We start from the raw sequence: 12,887 nt of genomic DNA on the forward strand, positions 1-12,887 counted from the left end.
GCTGATGTGCCGGACTGAATGGTTCGAGATTGTGGTCTCAAGGCCGGGCTTTGCCCCGGGCATGATGGCTTCGCCAATGTCGGTCAGGCGGTGAGCCCGAACTTCCAGGCGGTGCTGCGGCACATCGGCGACGAGATCCATCTCGCCATCAGGCCTGGCCTCACCGATGATCGTCTCTACGAAATCTACGACATCGCCGTCCGTCTGGTCGAGGCCGGATTACGTGGAAGCATCCACCGCAGAGACGGATTGGACGGGAGCAGCCTGTTTCTCATCGACCCGACGCATCATGCAGGGATGGATCGGCTGTAGTTTCGTCCTACTGCGCGGGCCTGTTCGACCGACGCCGGATGAGCACCAACGCAACACCGAGCAACAATCCCACTGCAGCACCGATCACCAGGTAGTGCGCAGTGTTCGGCCGGATCGGAGCAGACGCCGTCTCGGGCTGGTGACGTATCCCGACGGCCGCCGAGGGAATCTCACCGTCCTCTGGAGCCTCCAGCTCTGCAACCACTGCACTCAGTTCGATAGCCATGGTGTTGGCGATGTCGCGTGCGAGCTCCGGAGAGTTGTCGGTGGCGACGACGTCGAACACGGCACTGTCCGCGGAATACGACATCGAAACCTTCTGAGCCAGCTCCGCCGGACTGAGATCGAGTGCGAGCTCGTCGACAACTGTCGATGCGAGCAGATTGCCTTTCACCAGTTCCGCATACGCCGCGATCCGTTGCTGCGAAAACAGGTCCGTCCTGTATTCATCTTGTCTGAAGGTCTGATTCGGCGTGGAGACGAACATCTGAGCCCGCGATTCGTATACCGGGGTCACCAACAAGGTGATACCAAATGCCACGGACACCGATACGACGACGGACACGGCAACGATTCGCCAGCCCGCCCTGATGATGTCTCCGAAGCGTTGCTCGCTCACCTCGCGCCGTCTACCTGCATCAGCTTCCTACCGGCCGGAAACCCGCACCCGGAGCCCCCGATGCGCTCAGCAAACGCATCGATTCCGGCGCGGATGCGTAGGCGGTGGGACTGAGCAACGGAGCGCCCGAGGCATGGCTGGCGATTCCGACGAGCGTGGTTCCGGCCACCAGTGGGGCGCCGGAGTCGGCCCAGACGGTGACGACATCGGACATCAGATCGCTACCCCGAGTGTCGACGATGGTGCCGCACGTCAGTCCGCTGCCGAGCCCGCTCTTGCAGACCGGTTGCCCCACCGATCCGATGCCGATGTCCGTCACGGTGATTCCGCCGAGACTCGACACCGGAGTGACCTTGGTGGGATCGAGGACGATGACGCCGTAATCGGGTCCCCAATGCCCGACGGCCGTAGTGCCGACCGGGGCCGCGGGCGATCCGACGAGGGTGACGGGCAGACCCGTGCGGAGAATGCAGTGCCCTGCGGTGAGTGCGACGAGTCGTCCGGCGTCGTCGTATCCGACGGCCGCGATGGAGCAGGCGGTGAGGTCGTCGATGCCTCCGGTGGTGACGAACCCACTGCCGGGGCCAACGACCGGAAGAGGTGCCGCAGCGGCGTTACCTGGGGTTATTACGCCGACGGCCATCACCGCGGCCGCGAACAGTCCACTGACGAAACCGAGTCGGGCGTTCTTCATGGTGGGCATTGCTCCTCGACGAAAGTTCGGGGCGGTATCAGCGAAAAATGCTCGCAATTCGCCACCATCCAAACAGTTGCGGGCTACGAATGCGAGTCATGATGTGGATACTCGGCATCGTCGCCGTCTGGTTGTTGATCGGGGCTGTCACCGCCGTGTGTATCGCGCTCGGCATTCGCCGTGTCGATGCCGAGCAAGCTGCAGCCGAGTTGGCGTGCAGAATCACTGACGAGATACCACTGCACAAGCACGCCGCGTAGTCGAGGGTGTCACGGCGCAGGCGTATCTCCGGCTTCCAGCGTGAATTGCACCACGTCGATGCGTGAACTCTTGAATCGCGCCGACGAGCCGGTGAGGTACTGGACGTACTTGTCGTACGTCGTCTCCGAGGACACGGCGATGGCCTCGTCGCGAGATGCGATGAGTTTCTCGGCCCACGTGTCGAGTGTCCTCGCGTAGTGCAGCCTCAGCGGATGCTCCCGAAGCAACTCGAAGCCTGCCTCGGCCGCCTTGGACTTCACCACCTTCACGAGCGTCAACTGTCCGCCGGGAAAGATGTCCCGCAGGATGAAGCGTGAGAAGTGTGCGTCCTCGCGCGTGAGTCCACCTGCCCCGGACGCCGCATCGGGCGGCGTGATGACGATGGTGTGCAACAACATTCGCCCACCCGTCCGCAACACCGATCGGCACTTCGCGAAGAACGCGGAGTATCGGTTACGCCGAAAATGCTCGAACGCACCGATACTGACGATCCGGTCGACGGGCTCGTCGAACTCTTCCCACCCCTGCAACCGGATGTCGACGGTACGGTCCGTCGACAGGCCCGCAACAACAGTGCGTCCGTGCTCGTACTGATTTCGGCTCAACGTCAGACCGATGACGTTGACGTCGTACTTCTCGACCGCTCGCTTGGCGAGAGCTCCCCAACCGCAGCCGATGTCGAGCAGAGTCATCCCTGGCTTCAGGTCGAGCTTGCCGAGCGCAAGGTCGATCTTGGCCGTCTGCGCCTCCTCCAGCGTCATGTCCTCACGCTCGAAGTAGGCGCAGCTGTACGTCATACTCGGATCGAGGAACAGCGCGAAGAACTCGTCCGACAGGTCGTAGTGTGCTCGCACGTCATCGACGTAGGGCTCCAATTGTTCGCTCATCACGCCACACCTTTCCCCACCGCATCGGTGCCGATCACTCGGCCTAGTGCACGGGCACCGAGCTCGCCCAGCATGTCTTCGTGTTCCACATCCACCCGGTGAACCGACATCCGGCCGTCCACGACGTCCGTCCACTGCTCCGCACCGTGCGAGCCACGAGCGGCGAAGTAGTGCACCGGACCCGCGAACACCGCCGGCGCGTACGACGCCACCCAGGTGGGAGCCATCGAGACGGGGCGATACATTCGCTGCAGGTGATCCTCGGTGAGGAACGCCAGTTCACTTCTGTTCTCGCGCAATCGATCCACGATGTCCTCGAACGAGTCTCCCTCGACCCCGAGCTGACGAGCGAGATCGTCGATGCCGAACTCTGCCGCATCTTTCGGCGCCGAGAGCTGTGCGTCGACGAGCGCGAGCAGTGCGACGTCTTCACCTTCCGACTGCAGTTGCGTGGCAACAGCATGCGCGATCACGCCGCCGAGAGACCACCCGAGCAGGTGATAGGGACCGTGCGCCTGAACACCTCGGATCTCGCGCACATACCTCTCGGCGAACTCCTCGATCGAGGTCGGTTCAGCGCCGCCGTCGGCGATGCCGGGCACCTGCAGCCCGTACACCGGCCGGTCGGTCTCCCTCAGCAGCGAGAAGTAACTCCACGCGATTCCGATGGCCGGGTGCACACAGAACAGCGGCGCACCCACGCCCTCGGTTCGGAGCAGAAGCACCACATCGAAGGCACTGTCGACACCATGCTCGCCCGCGTCGAGTTGCGTGGCCAGGGCCGAGGTCGTCGGATGTACCAGCAGCAGGCTGATGGGAATCCGACGGCCCAGCCGGTCCCCCAGCGCATCCATCACCTGCACAGCGGAGAGGGAGTGTCCGCCGAGATCGAAGAAGTTGTCATCTACACCGATGTCCTCGCCGGCCACCTGCAGTACGTGTGAGAACACGTCATGCACCAACACTTCGTTCGCGGAAACCGGGACACGCCGTTCGGTCGACATGACCGACGGCTCGGGCAGCGCGCTCACATCGACCTTGCCGGACAACGTCGTCGGCAATGCGTCGACGACGGTCACGGTACCGGGCACCATGTACGCCGGGAGGGTCCTGGCCAGGAACTCGCGAGCTTCCCGCGGTTCGACGTCGCCCACCACGTAGGCAGCAAGTGAGTGCGCATGACCGATCACGCTGGCCTGGAGCACATTCCAGTGACGCAGCAGCGCCGCTTCCACCTCTGACAGCTCGATGCGATGGCCGCGAACCTTGACCTGTGAATCCACTCGGCCGAGATATTCGAGTTCGCGATCGCTACCCCGAACCACGCGGCTCCGAACCACCCAGCGCACGAGATCGCCTGTTCGGTAGAGCCGACCGTCGCCGAAGGGATTGGCAACGAAGCTACTTGCCGTCGTTCCACTCTGCCCCAGATATCCTTCGGCAAGACCGGCCCCGCTCAGGTAGAGCTCCCCGACGACGTTGTTTCCCACCGGGCGTAGACGGGCATCGAGAACCACAGCGTCGAAGCCGCGAACCGGTCCGCCTATGGTCACCGGCACCGCCGGGCCCCACTCACGCTGGTCGGTGGTGCAGGTGCTCATGACGGTCCCCTCCGTGGGGCCGTAGGCGTTGAACACCGAGCGGTGACGCGACCATCGCTGCAGCAGAGCAGAATTGGCGGCCTCACCCGCCATGACGATCACCCGAAGCGACGGCACGGCCTCTGCGTCGGTCACCTGCAGCACGGTCGGCGTGAGGCAGGCATGGGTCACCTGCTGTCGATCGATGAGCGCTTCGAGCTCACGCCCTCCGTGTACCTCGGACGGAACGATCACCACGCTGGCTCCCGCACCGACGGCCATCAGTGTCTCGAAGATCGACGCATCGAAACTCGGCGACGCGAACTGGAGCACTCGGGATTCCGGCTTCACTCCGAAGAGATCTTGTTGGCTCTCCACCAGATTGGCGATGCCGCGGTGCGTCACCCGCACACCTTTGGGTGCCCCGGTCGAACCGGAGGTGTAGACGACGTAGGCCACGCTGTCCAGCGGGGCTTCAGGCCCATCGACACGGTCGAGTTCGTCACCGGTGACGCTCACCCAGTCGCTACCGGCCGAATGGAAGTCGGCAGCCGAGATTCCAGTGACCGGGCCTGAGCTCTCGAGGATCTCCTGCACCCGGGCCACAGGTTGAGACGGGTCGATGGACAGGAAACCTGCTCCGGTCTTGGCCACGGCCCAGATCGCGACGAGGTAATCGACGGAGCGAGGGTAGGCGATGGCCACCAGAGCGCCGGGACGAGCTCCTGCACGTATCAGGCTGTCTGCCAGCGCATTCGACTGTCGATCCACGTCGCGGTAGGTCAACGATCGCGACTCGTCGATCACCGCGGTGTTGTCCGGCCAGCTCGTCACTGCCTGCTCGAACACTGCCGCCAACGTGCATTCGGATGCGCTGTCGCGGTGGGAGGCGACGACCGACGGGGCGTGCCCGAACTCCGCACTGCCGAGCCGAGTGGTGGGATGCGCCCCGACCATGGTCAGCACCTCGGTCAGGCGCTCGGCGAGTCCGAGAATCACCGATCGCGAGAACCGTGCGGGCGAGTACCCGAGATGGCCGATCAGTCCGGACTCGGACTCGTCGACCAAGACCTCGAGGTCGAACTGCGTGGCCGTGATGTCGACGCGACGCGGGGTGATCGCCGACGCCCCCAGTTCGATTGATGGAGTTGCCGTATCGCCGAAGGCGAGGAGAACTTGGAACAGCGGATGGGTATCGACAGCGCGGGTGGGTTGCACTGCGTCCACCACCCACTCGAACGGTACATCCGAGTTCGCGAATGCATCGAGATCCCGGTCCCGCACAGCGGTCACGAAGTCCTCGAACGTCGTCGACGGGTCGACCTCCGTCCTGAGTACGACGGTACCGACGAACATGCCGACGAGGTGGTCGAGCGCTGGGTCGGATCGGCCCGCCACCGGGGTACCGATGGCGATGTCCTGGGTACCACTGGCTTCGGCGAGCACGGCAGCCAGCGCTGCGTGGACCACGACGAAGACCGTCGCGCCCAACCGATGCGCGAGCGAACGCAGACGAGTGAGGCTTTCCGGGCCGACGGAGAACTCCACGGCAATCGCGTCGGCCGAGGGATCAGGGGTTCCGGTCGGCAGGTCGAGAAACTCCGGCACGCCGGCCAAGGTGCGGCGCCAGAACTCGAGTTGCTCCGACGCCACGGCGTCGAGCACATCCCGCTGCCACAGTCGGTAGTCCGAGTAGTCGACTGCGAGAGGGCCGAATTCCGGCACAGATCCCGACATTCGGGCCAGCAGAGCGATCTCCACGTCTCGGGCCAGTGGACGGAGCGAGAGGCCGTCGATCGCGATGTGGTGTGCGACGACAGACAGCACACGCTCGCCGCCGCGCTCCAGCATGGCCATTCGCAGCGGCGCTTCGAGGGTCAGGTCGAAGCCGTGCAGGGCCAGAGCATCGTGCCCCGCATGAGCGTCGTCCAACGTCGACAGCACAACCTGCGGGTCGAGAACAACGGTGACGGGACCGTCCGCGGTCGACGGGTACACCGTGCGCAGCGGTGTATGCCGTTCCAGCACATCCGCTATCGCGTTGCGCAGAACATCGACGTCCAGATCTGCCGGAAGCGGCACCTCGAAGGCGATGTTGTACGCGGCCGATGTCGGGTCGTATCGATTCTGCAGCCATATTCGTCGCTCGGCCGGGGCCAGACCGGGGTACGACCGCGCGTCGGGATCGTGGACCAGAGCCGGTAGCGGAGTGTAGTTCTCGGACAGCAACTCGATCGCAGACGCGAGCTGCTGCGCGGTGGGCGACTCGAAGATGGTCCGCACCGGCACATGGGTACCGAGCGCCGCACTGATACGGGTTGCAGCACGCGTCGCGACGAGAGAGTCGCCGCCGAGGACGAAGAAGTTACCGTCGACGGCTGGATCGTCGATTCCCAGCAGGTCGGCGAAGATTCCGAGCACCACCTCCTGCGCCAACGTGCGTACCGCCGCCGGATCGCCCCCTTGCAGCGTGTCCGAGTGCAGCGTCTCCGAGTACAGGGCGGCGAGATCCACTTTGCCGTTGCCCGTCAGCGGAATACCGTCGATCTGGGTGATGGCGGCGGGCTGCATCGACAGCGGGAGCCTGTCCAGCAGCCACTGAGCAGCGACGTGGGCATCGAGGCCCACGACCCAAACGTGAATTCTGTTCTCACGCAGAGCTGTTACTGCTGCATTCACGTCGGGGTGCGCCGTCAGCGCACTGTCTATCTCCCCCAGTTCGATGCGCACACCGTTGATCTGGACCTGGTTGTCTCGGCGCCCGCGGTAGTCGAACGTGCCCGATAGTTGCTGTCGGACGAGGTCACCGGTCCGGTACATCCGCGTGCCTCCGGCTGCCGCAACGAAGCGCGCGGCGGTCGACGCCGGGTCCGCGTGGTAGCCGCGTGCCACGCCCGAGCCTGCGAGGTACAGCTCCCCGACGCCCCCGAGCGGCACCGAGTGCAACCGGTCGTCGAGCACGAGAGCTCCCACATGCGACAACGGCCGACCGATGGTGACCGGCTCGCCGGCGCGCAGCGACTCGGCCAGCGTGGCCACCACCGTCGCCTCACTGGGGCCGTAGGCGTTCAGCATCGACCGCCCTGCCGACCAGTTGTCCACAACACCGGTGCCCAGCACATCTCCGCCGACGGCGACGGTCTCGATCCCCGGGGTCGGCGGCACGGTGGCCAGCACCGCGGGCGTCGACAGGTAATGCGTGACGCGATGCGCAGCGAGGAAGGCCGACATCTCGTCCCCGCCGAGTAGGTCGGGCGGCGCGATCACCATGGTCGCCCCGGCCCCGACGGCAAGGACGAGCTCGAGTACAGCGGCGTCGAAGTTGACCGAGTATCCGTGCAGCACTCGTGAATTCGATGTAACGCCGTAACGCGGAACGACCTGCTGCGCGAGTGCATACACACCCTGATGCGTCACCGTCACGGGCTTGGGCGTTCCCGTCGAACCCGACGTGTAGATCACGTAGGCGGGGTGCGCAGGTTTCAGCGCTGCCAGGTGGTCCGCGTCGGTCAATGGCAGGTCGCTGAAGTTCTGGGCCTGAGTCTCGTCGAGCCAGTTCACTGTCGGCTCGATGCCGCCGACACCGATCTCGATGTGCGCCAGCATCTGTTCCCGGCGAACCGCCGGGTAGCGCGGGTCCACGGGCACAAACGCGCCGCCTGCCTTCACCACGGCCAACAAGGCAACGATGTACTCGGCCGAGCGTTCGAGGGACAGAGCAACAAGAGTTTCCGGTCCGACGCCGTGCGCGATGAGCATCCGCGCGATCCGATTCGAGCGACGATCGAGCTCGGCGTACGTCATCGATTCCAGGCCGTCGATTGCGACATTGCCTCCGGAAACTGCGGTGTCACAGGTCAACACGTCGAGTAGCGTTCCGTCGGGCGTCGAGGAGGGCAACACCTGCACGCCGGCAAGGGCAAGGTCGCCGATGACGACGGCGGGATTCGCCACCGCCGCGTTCAGGATGGACAGAATCACCGAGGCGAACTGTTCGACGGTGGCCCGCTGGTACAGGTCCAGCGCGTATTCGATCTGGCCCGTCAACGCCGCCGAATCATTATGCTCCTCCGCCAGCACGAGATTGAGATCGAACTCGGACGTTCGGGTCGGTACCTCCAGCACCGAGACGGGCAAGTCCTCGACCGATCGGTGCGGCGCATTGTCGAATGCCAGCATCACCTGGAACAGCGGATGCCGGTCGAGGGATCGATCGGTCGCCAGGGCGTCGACGATGCGCTCGAACGGGACGTCGGAATGCGAGAAGGCATCGAGGTCTGCGGTGCGGACGGCATCGAGCAACGACGCGAAACTACCCGACGGGTCCACAGTGACTGCGAGAGGAAGGGTTCCGACGAACATGCCCACCATCTCGTCGAGTGCTTCGTGACCTCGCCCTGCCGTCGGAGACCCGACCACCACCCGGTTCGAGGTACCGAATCGACTGAGGGCCGCAGCCACGGCGGCATGGACGACCATGAACGTGGTCGAGTTCGTCGAACGGGCCAGCTCACGAATGCCCGTGTGCAGCTGAGACCCGATCTCGAAGGGAACCGCGCCCGTGCTCATCGATTGCACCGAAGGCCTGGGGAAGTCCGCCGGTAGCTCCGCCGTTGCAGTGTCGCTGTTGTGCAAAACTGAAGTACCCAGCACTGAATCCCAGAACGAGAGCTGTTCGTCGACAACCGAATCCACCAGTGCCCGGTTCCACACCGCGTACTGGCTGTACTGCGCGCGCAGGCGCGGCCACGTGGGCGCGTGACCCGCGCCCCGGGAGGCGTGGGCGAAGGCGAAGTCGCGCACGAGTGGGTCGACCGACCACCCGTCCATCGCGATGTGGTGCACCACCACCACGACTACGGTGTCGCCGGAGTCCCGTACGCCCAGAAGCGTTGCGCGGATGGGCACTTCGGCCGACACATCGAACCCCTCGGTAGCTGCCGCTGCCACAGCGGAATCGAGATCCCGCTCGGAAACAACGCGCTCGGGTACCTCGACGAGGACGGTATCGGTGGGCCGCACCACCTGCCGCGGACCGTCGTCGTCGGCCGGGTAGTACGTGCGCAGGGCTTCGTGTCGCTCGATGACGTCTCGCAGAGCCGTCAGAACCATCGAGGCATCACCACCGGCTCCGACCCGGATTGCCACGGGCATGTTGTAGGCGGGAGATGCGAGATCGAACTGGTTGAGGAACCACAGCCGCTGCTGCGCGTACGACAGCGGGATACGCTCGGGCAGAACGGTATCGAGTAGCTCGAGCGACACCTCGCGCATCGCCGACGAGTCGATGGCCGCCGCCACTGCGCGGACGGTGGGATCGGCGAACAACACGGTCAACGAGATCGAGGAACCGAGGCGTGCGAGAACTCGGGTAGCGCTGAGCGAATCACCGCCGAGCTCGAAGAAGGAGTGCTCGCGTCCCACACCCTCGACACCGAGGACGTCGGCGAAGGCTTTCGCCACAGCATGTTCCGTGTCGGTCTGCGGCGCAGCATATTCGGTTGTGACAACTGCGATGGGTGCCGGCAACGCACGACGGTCGACCTTGCCGCTCGCTGTGATCGGCAGTGCGTCCAGAACAACGACGGTGTTGGGAACCATCCAGTTGGGCAGGTGGTTCCGCAGATGACTGTCGAGGTCCGCTGAGACTCCGGTGACGTACAGGACGAGTCGGTTGTCGCGGACGACGGCCACGGCGGCAGTCACTCCCGCACACGTCGTGGCCGCGGCCTCCACTTCGCCGAGTTCGAGACGGCGCCCGTGCAATTGGATCTGCTGATCGCTGCGGCCGAGGTACTCCATCGTGGAACCGTCGTACGAACGCCGCACGATGTCTCCCGTGCGATACAACCGAGCTCCGGGTACACCCGGGTCTGCGACGAACCGCGTCGACGTCACGCCCGGCTGCCCGCTGTACCCGCGAGCGAGCCCGTCGCCGCCGAGATAGAGCTCGCCGACGCCACCGCAGGGCGTCGGCCGCAGGTGCGCGTCGAGCACCAGCCCGCGGACACCCGGCAGCGGTGCGCCGATGGTCACCCGTTCGGCCGCGCGCATCGGGTCGGACAGCGTGGCCAACACTGTCGTCTCAGTCGGCCCATAGGCGTTGTGCATCGACGCATCGGCAGTAACGAATCTGTCGCGCAACGCAGGAGGGCATTCCTCGCCGCCGACGTCGAAGACCTCGACGGAGCCGAGGTCGCGAGGGTCGAGAGTGGCCAGCACCGTCGGCGAGGTGATCAGATGCGTGATCTTCTCGCGGTCCAGCACGTGGGCGAGGGCGGGACCGGCGTAGACGTCGGCCGGGGCGATCACCAGGGTGGCACCCGCAGCGAACGCAGCCAGGATTTCCTGGATGGACGCGTCGAAGACCGGCGAGGCCGCGTGCAGCACGCGCGAGTCGGGAGTGACGGCATACCGTTCGACGACGTTGGCCGCAAGTTGCGCGAGTCCGCGGTGAGTGATGCTGACGGCCTTGGGTTTCCCTGTCGACCCCGAGGTGTGGATGACATAGGCCTCGTTGTCGACGTGCAGGGTCGGCAGCGTGAACGCAATCGAGTCGGCGTCGAGCAAGTCTTCGATGTCCAACCATTGGATCGTGTCCGGAAGGTGTTGCGCTCCAACAGCAGTGGTGATGCCGAACTCGACGTGTGCATCGGCGAGCACCGTAGCCAGCCGCTCGGCGGGTTCGGCGGGGTCGACCGGAACGAACGATCCGCCCGAGATCGAGACTGCCCACGACGCCAGCACCGATTCATAGGATCGTTCGATTGCGACGGCAATGCGCTTCTCGGGGCCTACGCCGATCGAGACGAGTTGCGCAGCAATATGTTCGGTGACCCTGCTGAAGTCTTCACTGGATTCATCGACTCCGGTGGCACGCACCACAGCACCGGTCGTCAACAGTGAGGACAGCAGCGCGGGGGTTGCGGTTGCCGTTGCAGATGCGCCGATCACCGCCGGCTTGTCCTCGGCGTCGAGCACCTCGAGCTCGGACACTGCGAGCCCCTCGGGTGCATCGACCACGTCGCGGAGCAGAGCCAGGAAGCGGCGATGGTGGGCTGCGAGCTCATCGGTGCTGTAGAGCGCCGGGTTACCGAGGAAGTCGACGCGGGTACTGGTGCCGGCAACACCGGGGTAGACGTTGACCATCATGTCGTCGATTGGACCACTGGAGAGCACACGGTACTCGCCGATGACGTCGCCGAGCCGAATTGTGCTGTTGTACATCATGATGTTGACCGTGGGCCCGAACACTCCGCGTCCCGCGGCGGCACTGCCGGTGCCGTCGCCGGTTGCCCGTTGCATGTCCTCGACGCGGAACCGCTGATGGCGAAGTGCGCCGGTGAGTTCCACCTGAATCCGTCGAAGGAGTTCTTCGACGGTGACCCCTGGTTCGACACCGATGCGCAGCGGCACGACGTTGGACATCATGCCGGACGATTCGCGGAGCTTGGTGGTCGCGCGGCCCGATACCGGCAAGCTGAGCATGACGTCTTCGGTGTCGGTCATGCGCGCGAGATAGAGCGCGAACGTGGCGAGCACGACGGGCACGTCGGAGGAATTGTACCGATGTGCCACTGCGGCAACGGCTTCGGTGAGGTCTGCGTCCAGCACAGCACCGACACTCACCGTCACTCCACTGGGAGCGGCAGGTTCGCTCGGGCTACCGGCCAGCCGGGGTGCCTCGAGGTGGCCGTCGAGTCGGCCGAGCCAATACTGGCGATCGGTCTCGTAGCGGGAGGAGTTGGGGTACGCGGCCTCGTAGTCGTAGATCTCCCGCACTCCGATGGCCCGGGTTTTCGGGATCTCGGTGCCCGAGACCAACGCGGTGTACACCGCAGCGGTGCGCTCCTGCACGGAGATTGCGCCCAGGCCGTCCATCACGATGTGGTGAGCCCGGCTGTACCAGTAGAAGTGGCACGCTCCTACCTGGATGATCTCGGAGGCGATCAGTTGGTCGCGAACCAGATCCACGGGCTGCCGGTACTGCTCGTCCATGTAGCGCTGAGCATCCTCGATGGGATGGTCGCGATCGGTGAAGTCGCGATAGATCATTGCGTACGGCACCCGCAGGTCCGACCACTGGTACGGGTGACCGTCGTCCACACCGATCCGTACTGCAGGCGATTCGAGCCGTCGGCAGGCGATGTCCGTTGCACGAATCAACACGGAGGGGTCGATATCGCCGCGGATCTCGACGTATTGAGCGATGGTGAACGGCACATCCGGTGCCAACTGCTGAGCGAGGTAGATATTCATCTGAGCAGCCGACAGGGGGAAGCGGCCATCCTCGAACCGCTCACCCGACTCTGGCGACACTCCCCGACCTCCTCAACGCACGCGCCCTGACTACTTCGATTCGGCCGGCGCGCCGCTCATAGCGTTGATGTTTCATCGCCCGTTACAAACTAGTCGACACGGTGTGAATGCTCTACCTGGATCGAACGGCAGGTACGCCAGATCGTCGACTCCCCTTTAGGCTGTGCACTCGAATACATTTCCTCGACCGAGAGGCCACCGACGATGGCAACCAG

At 64.7% G+C, this 12,887-nt stretch carries 6 protein-coding genes; 2 read left to right on the plus strand and 4 right to left on the minus strand.

Going from position 1 to position 12,887, the window contains the following annotated elements; all coding sequences use genetic code 11:
• Positions 1 to 90 precede the first annotated feature (90 nt).
• Positions 91 to 312: a hypothetical protein gene (locus O4220_RS05860; protein WP_269602724.1), complete on the plus strand. Its 222-nt coding sequence runs from the start codon at positions 91 to 93 to the stop codon at positions 310 to 312.
• A gap of 7 nt (positions 313 to 319) precedes the next feature.
• Here O4220_RS05860 and O4220_RS05865 read toward each other — a convergent pair whose 3' ends face one another.
• Entirely contained in the window at positions 320 to 931 is a 612-nt protein-coding gene (locus O4220_RS05865; RefSeq protein WP_269602726.1) for a YveK family protein, read from the minus strand.
• 19 nt (positions 932 to 950) lie between these two features.
• Positions 951 to 1,634 (minus strand): hypothetical protein, encoded by a 684-nt coding sequence (locus O4220_RS05870; RefSeq protein ID WP_269602727.1) that lies wholly within the window; start codon positions 1,632 to 1,634, stop codon positions 951 to 953.
• Positions 1,635 to 1,723: 89 nt separating this feature from the next.
• On the opposite strand from O4220_RS05870, the gene O4220_RS05875 reads away from it, so the two are divergent.
• Positions 1,724 to 1,885 carry a hypothetical protein gene (locus O4220_RS05875; RefSeq protein WP_269602728.1) on the plus strand — a complete coding sequence of 54 codons (162 nt, stop codon included), beginning with the start codon at positions 1,724 to 1,726 and terminating at the stop codon, positions 1,883 to 1,885.
• 9 nt (positions 1,886 to 1,894) lie between these two features.
• Here the strand turns inward: O4220_RS05875 and O4220_RS05880 are convergent, their stop codons facing one another.
• Both O4220_RS05880 and O4220_RS05885 read right to left on the minus strand, forming a co-directional pair.
• Entirely contained in the window at positions 1,895 to 2,773 is an 879-nt protein-coding gene (locus O4220_RS05880; protein WP_269602730.1) for a cyclopropane mycolic acid synthase family methyltransferase, read from the minus strand.
• Positions 2,773 to 12,672, minus strand: a complete 9,900-nt coding sequence (locus O4220_RS05885; RefSeq protein ID WP_269602731.1) for a non-ribosomal peptide synthetase — start codon at positions 12,670 to 12,672, stop codon at positions 2,773 to 2,775. The genes O4220_RS05880 and O4220_RS05885 overlap by 1 nt, the downstream gene beginning before the upstream one ends.
• Positions 12,673 to 12,887: the final 215 nt, after the last annotated feature.

Source organism: Rhodococcus ruber (assembly GCF_027270735.1).
Classification (GTDB): Bacteria; Actinomycetota; Actinomycetes; order Mycobacteriales; family Mycobacteriaceae; genus Rhodococcoides; species Rhodococcoides rubrum_A.